Raw genomic sequence first — 16,724 nt, 5'->3', positions numbered from 1 at the left:
CCGGTCCCTCGGCGGCGAAGCGGCGCCGTGTCTCACACGAAGGCGCTCTGGCCGGTGATCGACTTGCCCACGATCAGGGTGTTCATCTCGCGGGTGCCCTCGAAGGAGTAGATCGCCTCGGCGTCGGCGAAGAACCGGAAGATGTCGTGGTCCAGGAGGATGCCGTTGCCGCCGAAGATCTCCCGGCTCCAGCCCACGACCTCCCGCATTCGCGCGGTGACGAACGCCTTGGCCAGCGAGGAGTGTTCGTCACGGAAGATCCCGGCGTCCTGGAGGCGGGCGAGCTGCACCAGCATGCCCCAGGAGGCGGTGACGTTGCCGAGGCTCTTGACCAGGAGGTCCTGCACGAGCTGGAAACCACCGATGGGACGGCCGAACTGCTCACGTTCACGGGCGTAGTCGAGGGCCAGTTCGTAGGCGCCGGCCATGACACCGAGCGCCTGCCAGGCCACCCCGGCGCGGGTCGCGCGCAGGATCTCGGCGACGTCGCGGAAGGAGTGGATGCCCTGCAGGCGGTTCGCCTCCGGGACCCGGACGTCGGTCAGCGTGATCTCGGCGTTCTCGACGATGCGGAAGGCGACCTTGTGCTGGATCTTCTCCGGGGTGAACCCGGGAGTGCCCTTCTCGACGACGAAGCCCTTGATGTGGTTGTCGTCGACGTCCCGCGCCCACACGACGACGTAGTCGGCGAAGGTGGCGTTGCCGATCCACTTCTTGGCGCCGTTCAGGATCCAGCCGTCGCCCTCGCGCCGAGCGGTGGTCCGCATGCCGCCGGCGACATCGGAGCCGCCGAGGGGCTCGGTCATCGCGAAGGCGCCGATCTTGTCCATCGCGGCCATGGCCGGCAGCCAGCGGTCGCGCTGTTCCTGGTCGCCACCGGAGTGGATGGAGTACATCGCCAGCCCGTTGTGGACGCCGAAGAACGTCGACACCGAGGCGTCGGTACGGGCCATCTCCATGGCGAGCGTGCCCGCGAGGAGGTTGCTCGCGGCGGGCTTGTGCTCGCCGTAGCCCTCGTAGGGCAGGCCGGTCAGGCCGCTGTCGCGGAACAGGCCGATGAGCTCCGTGGGAAACTCCCCCTTCGCCCAGTGGTCGTTCACCAGCGGCTTGACCTGGTCGCGCATGAGGTCGCGGGCCTTGAGGAGGATCTTGCGCTCCTCGTCCGGGAGCAGCGACTCGAAGTGGTAGAAGTCGGCGGTCAGTTCGCCGGTGAGGGGCCCGGCGGTCGGGGTGGTCATCTCAGTTCTCCTCCTTCGGGCGGGTCGTCCCGTTCGCGCCATCCAGCGCGTCCAGGACCGCCAGTTGCCTGCGGTCGCGCGTCTCGGCGAGTTCCGAGTACGTGGAGGAGCCGTAAGCCTTCTCTACGGCTTCGATGAGCCGTTCCTGCTGGGCGGGGGTCTGTGCGGGGCGGCCGAGGCCGTTCCCCATGGCCTGCATCGAGGCGCCGATGTGTTCGACCAGGTGCCGGTAGCCGCCGGGGCCTCCGCCCAGGTGGGAGCCGAGGAACGGACCGACCGTGGCCCAGCGCAGGCCCAGCGAGTTGGTCACGACCCGGTCGAGGTCCTCGGGGGTGACCACGCCCTGCTCGACGAGGTGCACCGCCTCGCGGCTGAGCGCGTTCTGCAGGCGGTTGCCGACGAAACCGGGGATCTCCTTGCGCTCGACGACCGGCGTGCGGCCGACCGAGGTGTAGAAGTCCAAGGCGGTCTGTACGGCGTCCTCGCCGGTGCGTTCACCGGGGACGACCTCGACCAGCGGGAACAGGTGCGGCGGGTTGAACGGGTGGCCGATCAGGACACGGGCGGCGTCCTCGTCGGCCAGCTCACCCGTGAACGCCGTGGACGGTATCGCCGACGAGGAGCTGAGCAGCAGCGCGTGGGTGGGCGCCTGGCGGGCCGGCGTGGCGAACAGGTCCTTCTTGAAGTCGACACGCTCCGGGCCGTTCTCCTGGACGACGTCCGCGTCCCGGACCGCCTCGGTCACGTCGGCGGCGATGTGCACCCGGTCGGCGAGGCCGGTCACGTCCAGGCCGCGGGCGGCCAGATGCGGCGCGTACCGGGTGAGGGCCTCGTCCACCGCCTCGGCGAGGTCCTCGCGCGGGTCGCTCACGCGGACGGTCAGGCCGTACGCCGCGAACAGCGCCGTCCAGGACAGTCCGATGGTGCCGGCGCCGATGACGGCGGCCGTACGGAAGGGGCGGGTCATGAGGAAGCGCCTCACTTCAGCTAGTCGTGGACCGGCTCGACGCCGTTCAGCGTCAGGTCGGTGAGGATGTGGCTGGCGGAGACGACCTCCAGCACAGGCAGGTCGGCCAGCGGGGCGAGCGCGTGCTGGAAGAGCTGGAGCCGGGCCGGTCCGGTCCAGGCGCCCTTGACGGTGAGGTCGGTGATGCGGGTGCGGACGAGTTCCTGCACGCGCGGCGTGCCGTCGTAGCCGGGGATCGTCTTGAGCATGAACGTCGGCACGGCGATCTGCGCCTCGGCCTCGCTCCGGTCCAGCTCGTGGTGCTTGTAGCCCATGGTCGCGGTGGCGACCCGCAGCGTGCCGTAGTCGAGGGTGCCGACGAGCGCGCCGGAGTCGATGGAGAGCGACGGGGAGCCGATGACCTTCGGGTAGGCGGAGACCTCGCGGCCGGAGGCGGTGGCCGGGAAGTTGTCGAGGTACATGGCGTGCAGGTACTCGCCCCGCTCGCCGTCGAAGCTGACGGGGATCGCCTGGCCGGCCTCCGTGTAGGGGCCGTAGCCGCTGACGTCGCCCATCCTCATGACCTCGAACCGGACCAACGGCTCGTCGATCCGCAGCGGTTCGGGGACGACGGCTCGCAGGGCGTCGGGGTCGGTGCGGTAGACGATGTTGAGGTACTCGCGGTCGGTGAACCGCGGGACCGTCGGCGCGTACGCCGGGCTGGTGAGCGGAGTGGTGAGGTGCTGTCGTACGTCCTGGGTCTTCATGCCTGCCTCACCGCCCCGTCCACCGCGGCGGACGGCGCTCGGCGAAGGCGGTCATGCCCTCGGTCACGTCGGCGGAGGCCATCAGGGTCCTCATCTCACCGCGCTGGAAGGCGAAGGCCTCGGCGTCCGGGGCTCCGTCGGCCGCACGGACGACGCGCTTGACGGCGGCCAGCGCCAACGGGGCGTTCGTGGCGAGCTGTTCGGCCAGGCGCAGGGCCTCGGCGACGGCCAGGCCCGTGGGGGTGACCCGCTTGGCCAGACCCAGCTCCCCGGCGCGGCGCCCGTCGACGGGCTCGCCGGTCAGCAGCAGCGTAGAGGGCCGCTCGGAGGGCGTGATCAAGGGCCTCACCGGAGGCCGATCGGGTGCGGGGCGCGGCCACTCGGTTGCGGACGGATCAACTGGACTGCTTCTACCTGTCCTTCTTGAGCTTGTGCTCCCGCCAGAGCGAGATCGATCCGCTGAGGACGCTGATCACGATGATCATGATGACGCCGGTGGGCCAGAAGCTGTGATCGCCTTCGGCGGCCAAGTAGAGGTGATCCATGGGAGACCCCTTCTCCTCTTCTCCTCAGCAACTGATCGGTTCCGGTTCCCGCCGCCGATCGCGGTTGCTGCGAGGTAGCTGCCCGCGCCGACGCCGGTGTCGGGTACACCGTCGCGCCTACCCGTAACGCATCGAGGCCCGCTCTCCTCGGGCCGCTGCGGCATCGTCCGGAGGGTGCAACTCGCAGACGGTGAAGGCGATCCCGTCCGACCGAACCGATCGGGCGGGATCTTTGCGTTGAGCTGTGCGCGGAGCCGTGCATGGAGCTGTGCGTCGGGCCGAACTCCCTGGCCGTAGCGTCGCCTGGGGGCGACAATCCCCCGCATGACCGAGTCCTCCGGTGGCGCATCCACCTTCCGTGACCTGTCCGCCTTCGTCGCCCGCCCCCGCGTCAACTCCCTTGCCCTGTCCTGTGACGGCAGTCGTCTCGTCGCCGCTGTGCAGTCGTTGTCCGGGGACGGGACGCGCTTCGTGTCGGGTCTGTGGGAGATCGACCCGGCCGGGGAGCGTGACGCGTTGCGGCTGACCCGCTCCGACAAGGGCGAGTCGGCGCCGGTGTTCGGTCCGGACGGGACCCTGTATTTCCTGTCCGGTCGCGCCGCCGCGCACGGTGACAGCGAGGAGGACGAGGGGGCCGCGCTGTGGGCGCTTCCCCCGCGCGGTGAGGCCGCCATCGTGGCCCGGCACCCGGGCGGGATCACCGCGGTCACCGTCGCCCGGGACTCCGGCGCGCTGTGCCACACCGCGGGCCTGCTGCCGGGTGCTGCCGATGCCGAGGCGCACGGCAAACTGCGCGCGGCACGCGGGGACGCGAAGGTCACCGCGATCCTGTACGAGGCCGGCCCGACCCGCGCCTGGGACCACGACCTCGGTCCGGCGGAGCCGCACACCTTCGTCCGTGCCGGTGCCGACGCGGAGCCGGTCGACGCCGGTGGACAGGGGGTCGGCCTGGAGGACCCGGGGGACGCGGCGCTGTCGCCGGACGGCACACGGGTCGCGTACCGACGGTTCGTGCCCGGGCGGGTCCCGGACGAGCACCGCACCGCCGTGGTGGTGGCCGACGCGGTGAGCGGCGGGGAGATCCACGTCGTCGGTGATCTGGAGCACCTGTATGAGGCCCCGCGGTTCACGCACGACAGTTCGGCCGTCGTGTGCTGCCGGATGCGTTACCCGACGTATGACGAACCGTGGGACGTGACCCTCGTCCGGATCGACCTGGCCGACGGCACGGTGCGGGATCTGCTGCCCGGATTCGACAACTGGCCCGATGGCGTGGCTTGTTCACCGGTTGACGACACCCTCTTCTTCACGTCCGACGAGCAAGGGCACGCGCCCGTCTTCCGGCGCGATCCGGACGGGGGCGTCACACGGCTGACCGCGTCGGGCGCGTACGGTTCGCTGACCGTGGCCCCCGACGGGCGGACGCTCTACGCCCTGCGCCACGCGGTCGACGCCCCGCCGACGCCCGTCCGGATCGCTGCCGATGCAGTCGACCAGACTCCGGTCGAGCTGCCTGCCCCGGGTGGCATCGGGGAGCTGCCCGGCACGCTTACCAAGGTGCACGCGGAGGCGGACGACGGGTTCGTGCTGCGCGGCTGGCTCGTGCTGCCCGAGGGCGCGTCCGCCGAGCGGCCCGCGCCGCTGCTCGTCGCGGTCCACGGCGGACCGCAGTTCAGCTGGAACGGCTGGACCTGGCGGTGGAACCCGTGGCCGTTCGCCGCGCGCGGTTATGCGGTGCTGCTGCCCGACCCGGCCCTGTCGACCGGTTACGGACAGATCAACCACCGCCGCGGTTGGGGGCAGTGGGGCGGGCGGCCCTACACGGATGTGATCGCGCTGACCGACGCGACCGAGGCCCGGGACGACATCGATGCCGGACGCACGGCGCTCGCGGGCGGCTCGTACGGCGGATACATGGCCAACCGGGTCGCCACCAGCACGGACCGGTTCAAGGCGATCATCAGTCATGCGGGTCTGTGGGACCTGCGGATGTTCCAGGGCGACACCGACGTGCCCTGGTACTTCCAACGGATCTTCGGTGACCCGCTGACCCGCCCCGAGCGCTACGAGGCGGACTCCCCGCACCTGGGCGTCGCCGACATCCGCACCCCGATGCTCGTCATCCACGGCGCGAAGGACTACCGCGTGCCTGTCGGGCAGGGCGCCACGCTCTTCCAGGAACTGCAACGGCACGAAGTCCCCGCGAAATACCTCTACTTCCCGGACGAGAACCACTGGATCCTGAAGCCGAACCACGCGCGCGTCTGGTACGAGACGTTCCTCAACTTCCTCGACCACCACGTCCTCGGAGCCGAGTGGCAGCGGCCCGGACTGCTCTGACCGGGCCGAGCCGGGTGCGCGTACGCCTGTCTCCGCGTGCCGGTGATCTGATCCGGGGTCGCGCAGCGGGCGGCCGTGCGGCATCAAGGGGGCCGCATGGACGGAGGAGTGAGGCAGTCGGACGGGGCCGACTACGACTCTGCGCGCATGGCCAGTGCGCTCCGTGCCAGCCCGCGTAGCCAGGTGTGGGCGTGGTCGGTGTCGTAGCGCTGATGCCACGACAGGTATATGGGGGCCGGCGGCAGTTCGAGCGGGAGGGGGAGTGCGACCAGGCCGAGGTCGGCGATCGCTGACCGCGTGGTGGCTTCGGGAACGCTGATCAGGAGATCGGAGGCGCGCGCGAACTCCAGCGCGGCCGCTTCCGTGGGCGCCGTCGCCACCACGCGGCGGGTGAGGCCGAGCTGTGCGAGCGCGTCGTCGAGCGCGTTGCCGAGGTTCCCGCGGCGCGAGACGCTGACGTGTTCAGCGGCGGCGTACTGCTCTGCGGTGACGCTCCCGGCGCGGGCGAGCGGGTGCCCCTGTCTCACGACGATGACGAGGCGGGTCTCGCCCACCTTCTCGGCACGGATCTCAGGTGCGCTCGGGCGATTGGCGTTCGCCTCCAAATCGACCTCGCCCCGCCGCAACTCGGGGGTGTCGCTGCTCGATTCCGAGAGGAAACGCAGCCGCACGCCCGGCGCCTGTTCGCGCACGGCCGCGAGCAGTGCGGGGCCGCTCAGGGCGACCAGGGAATCATGCCAGCGGAGTGTGAACGTGCGCTCCAGCGTCGCCAGGTCGAGCTCACGGCTCGGTGCCAGCACCGCCTGGACCTGGTGCAGCAGTTCGTGCACCTGCTCCCGGACGGCGATCGCATACGGCGTCGGGGTCATCGTGCGGCCGGTGCGCACCAGGATCTGATCCCCGGTCGTGCGCCGGATGCGGCCCAGGCTCCGGCTCATCGCGGGGGCGGTGACGTGCAGACGCGCGGCCGCCCCGGCCACACTGCCCTCCTCCAGCAGCGCGTCGAGCGCCGCGAGCAGGTTCAAATCCAGTTGCATGGGAGTAATCCTAGGCGTGCTTGACATGCATTTGAAGTTAATCAAGGGGCTCTATACCTTCGACAAGAGAGCCCAGGACGGAACGCACAGCGACGGAACGCACAGCGTGGTCCCGCCGGCCTCCTCATCACCCCTCCTCACACGGGAGTTCCACCATGTCCGAAACGCCTCAGCTCCTCGATGGCACCGTGTCCGACGCCGACTTGCTCGACCAGACCGCGAGTGCCGTACGCGCGGCCGGTTCGGTGCTGCGCGAGCGCTTCGGCGAGGTGGTCCGCTACCAGAGCCGCGAAGAGTTGATGCGTGCGCTCGCCGCCAACGACGACGCGGCGCTCGACATCCTGCGCCCCCGTCTCACGCGCCTGCGCCCGGACGCCGGCTGGGTGGAGGACGAGCTGGACGGCGGGGCGCTGCCGCCCGGCGAATGGTGGGTCGCGGATCCGGCCGAAGGCAACGTCAACCACCTGCACGCGCTGCCGGAATGGGCGGTGACCGCCACCCTCGTGCGTGAGAACCAGCCGGTGCTCACCGCGGTCCACCTGCCGTTGACCGGCGAGACCTACACCGCGCTGACCGGAGCGGGCGCCTACGTCGACGGCCGGCCGCTGCGCGTCTCCCCAACCGCGGACCTCGCCTTGAGCATCGTGGCCACCAGCCAGGCCCGGCCGGACGAGGACGAGCAGGTCGTGCGGCGCGTCGGCTCCTCGATCACCGCGATGCTCTTCGACGCACTCGTCGTCCGCACCGCCGTGCCCGCGACCCTGCACCTGCTGAACGTGGCCGCCGGACGGATCGACGCGTTCTGGCAGTTCGCCGGCGCCCGCGCGGACCTGCTGCCCGGCACGCTGCTCGTCACCGAGGCCGGCGGACAGATCTCCGACGCCGAGGGTCGCCCCTGGACCCCGCAGAGCGACAGCTTCCTGGCCGCCGCGCCCGGCGTCCACGCCGAGGCTGTCGCCACCCTCTCGTGCTGACCGCGCACCACACCCCGCACGCTCGGAAGGACCAGATCATCATGAGCACGATCGCAGTTCTCGGCAACGGCCGCGTCGGCGGCAACCTGGCCGCGGCTCTCACCCGGGCAGGACATGAGGTGACCGTGGCGGACCGCACGCCGGGCGCTGCCGCCGACGCCGCCCGGGGCGCCCAGATCGTCATCAACGCCACCCCGGGCGCCGGTTCGCTCGACGCGCTCGTCGCCTTGCGCGAGGAACTGCGCGACAAGATCCTCATCGACGTCTCCAACGCCACCGTCGACGGTCCCGACGGACTGCCCGCCGACCTGATCCACCCCGGCTCGAGCCTCGCCGAGCAACTCCAGCAAGCGCTGCCCGAGACGCGCGTCGTCAAGACGCTCAACACCATGCTCTTCCCGGTGATGACCGCGCCGGCCACGCTCACCCAGGCGCCCGACGCCTTCCTCTCCGGCGACGACCCACAGGCCAAGCAGACCGTCCGCGAGCTGCTCATCGACCTCGGCTGGCGCAAGGAGTGGATCATTGACCTCGGCGGGATCGAGACCGCCCGCGCCACGGAGGCCGCGATCCTGTTCGCACCGCACGTGATCCGGTCCAGCGGATTCGCACCTTTCGCGATCTCGATCGCCCGCTGACCCGGCCTGGACGGCAAGCCGCGGCCGACCATGACCGGAGCCATGTGACCGCGGGCCGCCGCGGTGGCCGGCCGAAATTCCCAGGCTCGTGCAGTCCGCTCCTGCGATGCTGTTCGCCGCCGTGGAGGTTGGGGCGCCGCTTGCTCCGCGAAGACAGCAGGGGCGTCGCTGTCGTCCATAAGACGTGTACGTGTGCTCGACATGAGGGGACGACATGGAGCCGCCGGAACTCGGGCGCGCAGTTGAGGCGGGACGTACGACCGCTTCTGAACTGGGCCTTCAGGTCGACGATGTGGTCGTCATCCACAACTCGGATCGCGTGGCACTGCACCTGGCTCCTTGTGATGTGCTGGCTCGGGTCGCGCCTCCAGGGCATCTGGCTGGTTCCGAGTTCGAGGTGGAGGTCGCCCGCCGTCTGGCCGACGTCGACGCTCCCGTGGCCGAGCTCGATCGTCGGGTGGAACCGAAAGTCTTTGTGCGTGATGCCTTCGCCATCTCGCTCTGGACCTACTACGAGCCCGCGGAGTCAGAGATCGCGCCGGCCGACTACGCAGACGCCTTCAAACGGCACCACGCCGCCCTGCGCCGAATCGATCTGGACGCCCCGCATGTCACCGATCGCGTCGCGATGGCACTCGGAGAGGTGAACGACCGGGAGAAGACCCCCGGGCTGCCGGAGTCTGACCGAGAACTCATCATCAGCACCCTCAGCGCCCTGGGCGCCGCGATCAGCCCCGACCGAGTCGGCGGCCAGCTGCTGCACGGCGAGCCGCATCCGGGCAACGTCCTCAACACCCGGAGGGGGCTGCTCTTCGTGGACCTCGGTACGTGCTGCCGCGGACCGATCGAGTTCGACCTCGCCCATGCGCCCGAAGAGGTGGCGATGCACTATGAGGGGGCTGATCACGGGCTGATTCGCCAGTGCCGCGCCCTGAACTGGGCGATGTTCTCAGCCTGGCGCTGGCGCCAGGACGACCAGATGCCTGACCGGGACCATTGGAGAGCGGCGGGCCTCAACCATGTTCGTGCTGCACTCGATCGCTGCGAGCTGGGCTGAACCGGGGGCGACGGCCGCTGACTCCGAGATCCGCTGCGCCGTGCGCGTGCCGCATTCTGGAGGCTCGGACCAATGAAATAGCGGCGATGATCGCGAGGGCGTCAGTGGGGAGCCGATGCCGGTTGACGACCGCGACCGGGTGCTGGAGGCAGTTTCCGGCACGGCTGGCGTCCACGGCGCGTATCACCTCATCGGCCCTGTCACCGGCAAAGGCCTGCCAACCGCGTTCCTTGAGGACGAACCCGCAGCCCACGCCACCCGCGCGGTGATCGAGAGGGCGCACCGAGGAGATCGGCTGGAAGTCGGCCGGAAGAACGCCTCGCACCCGGCCCGGCACCCACATCCCAGGCGATCCGGCAAGTCGTCCGGCACGGGTAACACGGCGCCACCCTGCCTGTCCGCGAGATGATGTCCTTGGAACGACACCTCCGCCCACCCCGTGCCCACGACACAGGGCAGAGGGCACGCACTGCCACTCGTGAAGTGCCGTCGGGCACACCGCGTGCTGGTGTGACTATCTTGGGGAACTCGCTCAAAGAACGTGGGACAAGAAGCGGACGCGGGTGCCGATGTGCAGTGGGTGGCGCGGTCGGCAATCGCAAAGGAGGACGGGCGTGACGGGGCCAGAAGGGGCCGAAGAAGTCGATCAGTGGTCTCGCAGGGCGGCTGACACCGCCCTGGTCGGGGCGCTGGCCGCGATCGGCGCGGGGGCGTACGTGGTGGACGCCAAGGGTTGCATCCTTGCCGTCAATGCCCGCGCGGAGCAGTTGCTGGCCCGTACCGCTGAGGAACTCGTGGGCCATGACGCGCATGATCTGCTGCACCGGGATGCCCGTGGCCAGGCCCTGCCGACCAGCCGATGCAGCATGCGACAGGCGTTCTACGCCAGGCACACGGCTCAGACCGAGGGGGACTGGTTCGCTCGAGGTGACGGCTCCCTGCTGCCCGTCTCCTGGATGATCGCCCCTTACGACATGGGCGGTCCGGACGCGGCCACGCTGGTCATCTTCCACCGTGAACAGCAGCACCAGGAGGCGGACCGGCGCTCAGAGGACGCCGCCGAGCCGCTGACTGAGCTCGAGCGGCTGACCTTGCTGGCGGAGACCACCACGCAGCTGACCTCCACCTTGGACGTCGACGAGACGCTGCGTCGGCTCGTGGCACTGGTCGTGCCGCGCTTGGCGGACTGGGTGATCATCGACATGATCACCGAGCGCGACGAGGTGTGGCGCACCGCCGTGATCCATGCCGACGGCGACATGTTGGTGCGCCGCGATGACCTCGAAGGACCGATGCCGCCGGTACCGGAGGAATCTCCGATGCCACTGTCCAGAGCCCTGCGGGGGGTGGCTTCCACCGTCGCCAGTCCGCAGACCTACGAGGGAAGCCCGGACTCGGGCATAGCGGTCGAACAGCGCCGTCTCTTCGAGGCGACCGGTATCCGCTCCGCGGCCATCGCTCCCATCCGCAGTACCCGCGAAGTCCTGGGCGCCCTGACCCTGGGCCGTGCGGACCAGGCGAGGGACTTCAGCAGCGCGGACCTGGCGCTGATCGAGGACATCGCACGTCGGGCCGCGGTCGCCCTGGACAACGCCCGCCTCTACCAGCGTCAGCGCACGGTCGCCGAGACCATGCAGAACCACCTGCTGCCTCAGTTGCCGCGGGTGCCCAGGCTGGAGATGGTCGCCCGCTATCTGCCCGCACCCGACGCCTCCCAGGTCGGCGGCGACTGGTACGACGCCTTCCGTCTGCCCCACGGCGTCACCGCACTGGCCGTAGGCGACGTCGTCGGGCACGATCTGGAGGCCGCGGCCGGTATGGCACAGGTGCGCAACATGCTCCGCGCCTACGCCTGGTCCCAGAAGGAACCCCCGAGCAGGATCGTGGAGCGGCTCGACGAGGCGCTCACGCACATCACCAATGTCCCCATGGCCACGATGATCTTCGCCCACCTCGAAGACACGGGTGACGGCCACTGGGAGCTGTGCTGGACCAATGCCGGGCACCCGCCGCCCCTGCTGATCACCCGCGACGGTCTCACGCGCTACCTCGACGAGGGCCACGGCATCCTCCTGGGCACAGGGACCCGCAGACCCCGCCCCGACGCCACCGCCGTGCTGCCCCCTGGATCCACCCTCCTGCTCTACACCGACGGCCTCATCGAAGAACCCGGGCACTCCCTGGACGAGGGACTCGCACGCCTGCGCCAGCACGCCGCCGCCCTCGCCCACCGTTCCCTGAAATCCCTCACCGACCAGCTCCTGCGCCGGGTCCGCCCCGCCGACAACGACGACGACGTGGCCCTGCTGGCTCTGCGGACCCCGTTCAACAAGCGGACGCGGTGAGGAGCGGCGTCCGGCAGGGCGACCACGCGCCCGCCCGTTCCAGCGGCGGCTGCACGCTCCTGGAACCCGAGCCGCCCCTTCGCCTACGCCGAGGCCGCCCGCAAGGCCCGGGCCGCCGTGGCCGTCACGGGGCCAGCGTGGAGGCGAGTGCCTCGGTCGCGTTCACGAGTTCGCTGTCGCGCTCGGCCAAAAGGCGCGGGATGACACCGCGTTGCGCGCGCACGGCCTGGCGGGCGGCCGACTCCCACGCGATGTCGTCGCCGTGGTGGCGGCGCAGCTTCGGGTAGGCGGCGGCAGTGGTCTCCCACTGCCGAGCCTCGGCTATGTTCCGCAGCAGGTGCAGGATGTGCACACGACACGTGATCTGCGGTCGCTGGGCCAGGTCCCACAGGAAGGGGACCGTGACGGCTGTCGCCTGCCCGACGAGGAAACCGTGCCGGCAGATGCGGTGCCGCAACCGGCCCAGCGCGTCGCGCGCAGCGGCCTCGTCGCCGGAGGCGATGGCGGCGAGCAGGAAGGGGATGGCGGCGGCGGACCCTGACGAGTCCTTGATGTCCCTCCAGGGCACGCGACCGGCGTCGCGGAGCGCGGTGGCCTGATGGGGCCGAGGCGCGGCTCTGTCACCGCTGCGGACGTCGGTGGACCGGCGCATGTCAGGCCCGCGGCCCTATGGGCAGCATGGCCCAGACGGTCTTGCGCAGGGGCGAGTGCCGGGTCCAGCCCCAGTGCCGCGACAGGGCCTCCACGATGAACAGTCCACGGCCGCTTTCGCTGAGCACGTCCGGCGCGTGCGGTGGGCACGGATGTCCTTCGCCCTGGTCGGTCACGGCGCACACCAGGTGCGCGGACCGGCGCGTGAGGCGCAACCACACCACGGAGTCGGCGTCGTCGGCCAGGTCGCCGTTTCGGCCGTGCAGCACCGCATTGGCGGTGAGTTCGCAGACGACGGTCAGCGCGTCGTCCCGGTAGTCACCCAACCCCCACTCGCTCAGGACGCGTTGGGTGAACTCGCGCGCCTGTGCGCAGCCCTCGCTGTTGCCGGGCAGGCGCAGGGTCGCGCTTGTGCTGGTGGGGCGGGAATGGGCGCTGGGGGGTGCGGGCCGGTGTGCCGGGAGCACGGTGGGGCCAGACCAAGGTGCTGGGCGTGCGGGCTGCGACACGGCATCTCCTGAGGTGGCGTCAGGACTGGGCGCCAGCACGGATGTTGGCGACGGGGTTATTATCCATCTCGACAGCCAGTCCGTGCAATTTCACGAGAAATTGCGCGTGCGGATCGAGCCAGTCATGCGCGAGGAGACTGCGGTGCCATCTGTTCCGAACGGAGTGCAAGCGAGTTCATTGGACGTCCGCTGGACCAAGAGCCGACACAGCAACGCCGAGGGCAACTGTGTCGAGGTGGCGCCCCTGACCCAGGGAGGCGTGGCCATACGCAACTCCCGTGACCCGCACGGTCCGGCGCTGGTCTATACGTCCGCCGAGGTCGCGGCGTTCCTGGCAGGTGTGAAGGACGGCGAGTTCGACGACCTGATGTGACAGGGGGCGCGCGCCGTCCGTACCGAACTGGGCACGGAGCATGCGCGCAGGGGCCAACCGGTGCGATAATGCGGGCTGTTGCCTTCTGCCCACCGGGAGTCAGGATGCCCTCCGAGTCACCGCGCGTCTCCCGTCTCGAACCGTACCTGCAGCGCACCGAACCCGCGCCGACTTTGCTCAAGATGCTGGTCGGCGTGCAGTTGGCGGGCTTGCGCGAGGACGCGGGCATGGCGCAGGAGCAGGCGGCGCGTGCCGTCGGGTTCAGCGCGGCGAAGCTGTCCCGCATCGAGGCGGGCAAGGGCCGCCGGCCACCCACCGAGGGTGATGTCCGCGCACTGCTGGACCTCTACAAGACAGAGGACTACGAGGCGTCCGTCCTGCTGCAACTGCTGCGGAGGGCCGGTGAGCCCGGATGGTGGCAGCGCTTCGACAAGCGGTTGATGCCGGAGTGGTTCGACCGGCTTGTCGGCCTGCAGGAAGCGGCTGATTTCATCCGTACGTTCGAGATCCAGTACGTTCCCGGGCTGTTGCAGACGCCGGCCTATACGCGCGCCGTAGTGGAGCGCGGCCTGCCCTCCGCCCCGACCCGCGAGGTGAACCGGCGCGTTGAGCTGCGCATGAAGCGGGCGGAGCTGCTGGGACGGCCGGACGCACCACAACTGTGGGCGGTCGTCGACGAGTCGGTGCTGCTGCGGGTGCTGGGCAGCCGCGAGATCATGCGCGAACAGCTGGAGTACCTCATCGCGATGGCCGAGCAGCCGCATGTCGTCGTGCAAGTCGTACCCCTGGACGTGACCAACGCCTCCGCACCGGCCATCCCGGTCACGTACCTGCGCTTCGGCGACCTCGACCTCCCGGACATCGTCTACCTGGAGCACATCAGGAGCGCCACGTTCCTGGAGGACCGCGACGAGACCGAGCAGTACCGCGTGGCACTGGACCAACTGGCCGACGACGCGCTCAGCCCCCGTGACACCCTCGACTGCCTGCGCAGGACCGTCAAGGAGCGCTACGGGAGCCAGTGAGCCGGTGCCGCACCGTCACAGCATGCGGCCGACTCCGCCGAACTCGACCCACTCGTGGGTCAGCTGACGCGGAGCCACCTCGGTGTCGGGCCGCCAGGTGGACACCTCCACCAGGCCCGGTTCGAGGATCTCCAGCCCCTCGAACCACTGCGCCACGTCCTTCTCCTGGCGCACCCGGCCCCAGTGTCCCTGGGTGGCCTTGTCCATGAAGTCGGTGACGAACTCCCGCACCTTGGAGTCCTCGCTGACCAGCTGGCACATCACCAGGCAACTGCCAGGCGCGAGCCGCTCGGTCACCCGCTTCACCACCGCGAGGGGACCGTCCGTGTCGCTGTCCGGAATGCAGTGGAAGACCGAGTTGAACAGCACGCCCACCGGCTGAGAGAAGTCGATCAGCCGCTGGGTGTCGGGGTGGGAGAAGATCACGTCGGTGTCGCGCAGGTCGGCCTGGATCACGGCCGTGCGGTCGTTCTGGTCCAGCAGGGCCCGGCCGTGCACCAGAACCATCGGATCGTTGTCCGCGTACACGACGCGCGTGGTGGGATCGATGGCCTGGGCCACCTGATGCACGTTGTTCTGCGTGGGCAGACCGGACCCATGGTCCAGGAACTGCCGAATGCCGTACTCCTGCGCCAGCGTCCCCACCACCCGCTGCAGGAAGCGCCGGTTGTTCAGCGCCAGCGCCCGGGTGCTGGGCACCACCTTGTCCAGTTCCTCGCATGCGGCACGGTCGACCGCGTAGTTGTCCTTGCCGCCCAGGTAGTGGTCATACATGCGCGCGGCCGTCGGAACCGTGGCGTCGATCTTGGTGGACAACCGCTTCCCGGATTCCATCGTCTCCCCAGTCACCTACCCGCACCGGCCCGACCGGCACGTCAGGCAACACATCCTAGGGACAAGGCACTTGACGCAGCCACCGTCTCCACAAACTCCAACTGCCGAGTCACCGCTGGGTGCCCGCGAGGTCTCCGGTGTCCGGGTCTTCCTGGTCGCCGAACCCTTACCGGGAGCCGTTGGTGGGCCAGACGAGGCCTTGATCGGTCCAGATGACGCCCTTGTTGCGGCAGAGGCAGAAGGGGTGGCCGACGGGGTCGGTGTAGACACGGAAGCCGTAGCCGTCGGGGTCGGTGCAGTCCCGGTGCAGGGTCGCGCCGAGGGCCAGGACACGGCGCTGTTCGGCCTCGATGTCGTCGACTTCGAAGTCGAGGTGGAACTGCTTGGGGTGCTCGCTGTCGGGCCACTGCGGGCCCGATAGTCGTCCACCTGGACGAAGGCCAGTTCCAGCTCGCCGAACCGGATACCGGCCCAGGTCTCGTTACTGTCCTCCTTGACGGGGAGCCCCGTCACCTCGGAGTAGAAGGCTGCCAGCTTCATCGTGTCCGGGCAGTCGATGATGAAGTCGGTGAGTCGTAGCATCCCGTGATCTTGCCACAAGACCACGGGAACCGAACTTCGGGCCGGAACCAGGCCTAGTAGCTGTCGTGGCTCGGCTTGCCGTGGGGCCGGTAGACGCCGACGATGGTGCCGCTCTTCGTGCTCGAGACGCTGACCGGCTCCAGCGCTGTGGGGATCGCTCCGTCGGCGAACAGCCGCTTGCCGGTGCCGATGATCACCGGATGGATGGTGAGCCGATACTCGTCGACGAGGTCGTGCCGCATGAGGGTCTGGGCGAGGTCTCCGCTGCCGACGACGTTGATGTCGGCGCCGTCGGACGCTTTGAGCTCGCGTACGGCATCGGCGATGTCGCCCTCCAGCAGCGTGGAGTTCTGCCAGTCGACGGACGTCAGGGTTCGGGACGCCACGTACTTGTGCATGCTGTTCATCCGGTCGGTGAACGGGTTCTGAGGGTCAGCGGTCGGCCAGTACGACGCGAAGATCTCGTACGTCTTGCGGCCGAGCAGCATGGCGTCGGAAGCTTCGTACCAGCCGGCGATGGCCATGCCGACCTCGTCGTCGCTCACCGGCTTCTGCCAGCCGCCCTGCTCGAAGCCGCTCTCAGGGTCCTCGTCCGGACCGCCCGGCGCCTGCATGACGCCGTCCAGCGTCAGGAAGGTACAAACGATGATCTTGCGCATGGTGCGCTCCCTTCGTCGAGGGGTAGACCGCACAGCCGCCGGAGACTCATCGGTGAAACTCCCGCGGCGTGGCACGGGGGCCTCGTTCACCCAGGGAACTCGCCGATCCGCGCTGCGGCTCGCGGCTGGTGAGCTGGGGCTCACGACGGTGCGGGTCGACCACATCCGGCGCCTGGCGGAGACCACGAGGACGGGGCCGCCCGG

Annotated in this window: 17 protein-coding genes and 1 pseudogene; 7 read left to right on the top strand and 11 right to left on the bottom strand. The window is 69.8% G+C overall.

Going from position 1 to position 16,724, the window contains the following annotated elements; genetic code table 11:
- Nucleotides 1-32: 32 nt before the first annotated feature.
- The 5 genes from ACZ56U_RS24115 to ACZ56U_RS24095 form a co-directional block, all read right to left on the bottom strand.
- Entirely contained in the window at nucleotides 33-1,238 is a 1,206-nt protein-coding gene (locus ACZ56U_RS24115; RefSeq protein WP_469086058.1) for an acyl-CoA dehydrogenase family protein, read from the bottom strand.
- Nucleotide 1,239: 1 nt separating this feature from the next.
- Nucleotides 1,240-2,205, bottom strand: a complete 966-nt coding sequence (locus ACZ56U_RS24110) for a 3-hydroxyacyl-CoA dehydrogenase NAD-binding domain-containing protein (protein ID WP_469086057.1) — start codon at nucleotides 2,203-2,205, stop codon at nucleotides 1,240-1,242.
- A 20-nt stretch (nucleotides 2,206-2,225) separates the two neighbouring features.
- Nucleotides 2,226-2,951 (bottom strand): acetoacetate decarboxylase, encoded by a 726-nt coding sequence (locus tag ACZ56U_RS24105; RefSeq protein WP_469086056.1) that lies wholly within the window; start codon nucleotides 2,949-2,951, stop codon nucleotides 2,226-2,228.
- Nucleotides 2,952-2,958: 7 nt separating this feature from the next.
- A complete protein-coding gene (locus tag ACZ56U_RS24100) occupies nucleotides 2,959-3,291 on the bottom strand; it encodes an enoyl-CoA hydratase-related protein (RefSeq protein WP_469086055.1) in 333 nt (110 codons plus the stop codon).
- 70 nt (nucleotides 3,292-3,361) lie between these two features.
- Nucleotides 3,362-3,496: a hypothetical protein gene (locus tag ACZ56U_RS24095; RefSeq protein WP_469086054.1), complete on the bottom strand. Its 135-nt coding sequence runs from the start codon at nucleotides 3,494-3,496 to the stop codon at nucleotides 3,362-3,364.
- A gap of 324 nt (nucleotides 3,497-3,820) precedes the next feature.
- Here ACZ56U_RS24095 and ACZ56U_RS24090 point away from each other — a divergent pair, with 324 nt between their 5' ends.
- Nucleotides 3,821-5,836, top strand: coding sequence for a prolyl oligopeptidase family serine peptidase (locus ACZ56U_RS24090; RefSeq protein WP_469086053.1), 2,016 nt, complete (start codon nucleotides 3,821-3,823; stop codon nucleotides 5,834-5,836).
- 131 nt (nucleotides 5,837-5,967) lie between these two features.
- Here ACZ56U_RS24090 and ACZ56U_RS24085 read toward each other — a convergent pair whose 3' ends face one another.
- Nucleotides 5,968-6,873, bottom strand: coding sequence for a LysR family transcriptional regulator (locus tag ACZ56U_RS24085; RefSeq protein WP_469086052.1), 906 nt, complete (start codon nucleotides 6,871-6,873; stop codon nucleotides 5,968-5,970).
- Between the two features lie 155 nt (nucleotides 6,874-7,028).
- Here ACZ56U_RS24085 and ACZ56U_RS24080 point away from each other — a divergent pair, with 155 nt between their 5' ends.
- The 4 genes from ACZ56U_RS24080 (at nucleotide 7,029) to ACZ56U_RS24065 (ending at nucleotide 11,887) form a co-directional block, all read left to right on the top strand.
- Complete coding sequence (locus ACZ56U_RS24080; RefSeq protein ID WP_469086051.1) at nucleotides 7,029-7,847, top strand: inositol monophosphatase family protein; 819 nt, start codon at nucleotides 7,029-7,031, stop codon at nucleotides 7,845-7,847.
- Nucleotides 7,848-7,888: 41 nt separating this feature from the next.
- A complete protein-coding gene (locus tag ACZ56U_RS24075) occupies nucleotides 7,889-8,485 on the top strand; it encodes an NADPH-dependent F420 reductase (RefSeq protein ID WP_469086050.1) in 597 nt (198 codons plus the stop codon).
- A 214-nt stretch (nucleotides 8,486-8,699) separates the two neighbouring features.
- Nucleotides 8,700-9,542, top strand: coding sequence for a phosphotransferase (locus ACZ56U_RS24070; RefSeq protein WP_469086049.1), 843 nt, complete (start codon nucleotides 8,700-8,702; stop codon nucleotides 9,540-9,542).
- Between the two features lie 614 nt (nucleotides 9,543-10,156).
- The gene (locus tag ACZ56U_RS24065) at nucleotides 10,157-11,887 is read left to right on the top strand and encodes a PP2C family protein-serine/threonine phosphatase (protein WP_469086048.1); all 1,731 of its coding nucleotides are present in this window, start codon (nucleotides 10,157-10,159) and stop codon (nucleotides 11,885-11,887) included.
- 124 nt (nucleotides 11,888-12,011) lie between these two features.
- Here ACZ56U_RS24065 and ACZ56U_RS24060 read toward each other — a convergent pair whose 3' ends face one another.
- Both ACZ56U_RS24060 and ACZ56U_RS24055 read right to left on the bottom strand, forming a co-directional pair.
- The gene (locus ACZ56U_RS24060; RefSeq protein ID WP_469086047.1) at nucleotides 12,012-12,455 is read right to left on the bottom strand and encodes a hypothetical protein; all 444 of its coding nucleotides are present in this window, start codon (nucleotides 12,453-12,455) and stop codon (nucleotides 12,012-12,014) included.
- An 85-nt stretch (nucleotides 12,456-12,540) separates the two neighbouring features.
- Complete coding sequence (locus ACZ56U_RS24055) at nucleotides 12,541-13,005, bottom strand: ATP-binding protein (RefSeq protein ID WP_469086046.1); 465 nt, start codon at nucleotides 13,003-13,005, stop codon at nucleotides 12,541-12,543.
- A 184-nt stretch (nucleotides 13,006-13,189) separates the two neighbouring features.
- Here ACZ56U_RS24055 and ACZ56U_RS24050 point away from each other — a divergent pair, with 184 nt between their 5' ends.
- Both ACZ56U_RS24050 and ACZ56U_RS24045 read left to right on the top strand, forming a co-directional pair.
- Nucleotides 13,190-13,420, top strand: coding sequence for a DUF397 domain-containing protein (locus tag ACZ56U_RS24050; RefSeq protein ID WP_469086045.1), 231 nt, complete (start codon nucleotides 13,190-13,192; stop codon nucleotides 13,418-13,420).
- Nucleotides 13,421-13,524: 104 nt separating this feature from the next.
- Entirely contained in the window at nucleotides 13,525-14,445 is a 921-nt protein-coding gene (locus tag ACZ56U_RS24045; RefSeq protein WP_469086044.1) for a helix-turn-helix domain-containing protein, read from the top strand.
- Nucleotides 14,446-14,460: 15 nt separating this feature from the next.
- Here ACZ56U_RS24045 and ACZ56U_RS24040 read toward each other — a convergent pair whose 3' ends face one another.
- The 3 genes and pseudogenes from ACZ56U_RS24040 to ACZ56U_RS24030 all read right to left on the bottom strand — a co-directional run bounded on the left by ACZ56U_RS24040 (nucleotide 14,461) and on the right by ACZ56U_RS24030 (nucleotide 16,520).
- Nucleotides 14,461-15,279 (bottom strand): SAM-dependent methyltransferase, encoded by an 819-nt coding sequence (locus ACZ56U_RS24040; RefSeq protein ID WP_469086043.1) that lies wholly within the window; start codon nucleotides 15,277-15,279, stop codon nucleotides 14,461-14,463.
- 166 nt (nucleotides 15,280-15,445) lie between these two features.
- Nucleotides 15,446-15,861 (bottom strand): annotated as a pseudogene (locus ACZ56U_RS24035) (VOC family protein).
- A gap of 53 nt (nucleotides 15,862-15,914) precedes the next feature.
- A complete protein-coding gene (locus tag ACZ56U_RS24030; protein ID WP_469086042.1) occupies nucleotides 15,915-16,520 on the bottom strand; it encodes a dihydrofolate reductase family protein in 606 nt (201 codons plus the stop codon).
- Nucleotides 16,521-16,724 lie beyond the last annotated feature (204 nt).

Source organism: Streptomyces sp. NPDC034103 (genome assembly GCF_055575395.1).
This window is presented reverse-complemented; position numbering and strand designations above follow the sequence as displayed.

Bases quoted from the DNA above. Each gene is read 5' to 3' on its own strand.
- ACZ56U_RS24115 (WP_469086058.1), bottom strand. From the start codon at position 1,238: ATGACCACCCCGACCGCCGGGCCCCTCACCGGCGAACTGACCGCCGAC.
- ACZ56U_RS24110 (WP_469086057.1), bottom strand. From the start codon at position 2,205: ATGACCCGCCCCTTCCGTACGGCCGCCGTCATCGGCGCCGGCACCATC.
- ACZ56U_RS24105 (WP_469086056.1), bottom strand. From the start codon at position 2,951: ATGAAGACCCAGGACGTACGACAGCACCTCACCACTCCGCTCACCAGC.
- ACZ56U_RS24095 (WP_469086054.1), bottom strand. From the start codon at position 3,496: ATGGATCACCTCTACTTGGCCGCCGAAGGCGATCACAGCTTCTGGCCC.
- ACZ56U_RS24090 (WP_469086053.1), top strand. From the start codon at position 3,821: ATGACCGAGTCCTCCGGTGGCGCATCCACCTTCCGTGACCTGTCCGCC.
- ACZ56U_RS24085 (WP_469086052.1), bottom strand. From the start codon at position 6,873: ATGCAACTGGATTTGAACCTGCTCGCGGCGCTCGACGCGCTGCTGGAG.
- ACZ56U_RS24080 (WP_469086051.1), top strand. From the start codon at position 7,029: ATGTCCGAAACGCCTCAGCTCCTCGATGGCACCGTGTCCGACGCCGAC.
- ACZ56U_RS24075 (WP_469086050.1), top strand. From the start codon at position 7,889: ATGAGCACGATCGCAGTTCTCGGCAACGGCCGCGTCGGCGGCAACCTG.
- ACZ56U_RS24070 (WP_469086049.1), top strand. From the start codon at position 8,700: ATGGAGCCGCCGGAACTCGGGCGCGCAGTTGAGGCGGGACGTACGACC.
- ACZ56U_RS24045 (WP_469086044.1), top strand. From the start codon at position 13,525: ATGCCCTCCGAGTCACCGCGCGTCTCCCGTCTCGAACCGTACCTGCAG.
- ACZ56U_RS24040 (WP_469086043.1), bottom strand. From the start codon at position 15,279: ATGGAATCCGGGAAGCGGTTGTCCACCAAGATCGACGCCACGGTTCCG.
- ACZ56U_RS24030 (WP_469086042.1), bottom strand. From the start codon at position 16,520: ATGCGCAAGATCATCGTTTGTACCTTCCTGACGCTGGACGGCGTCATG.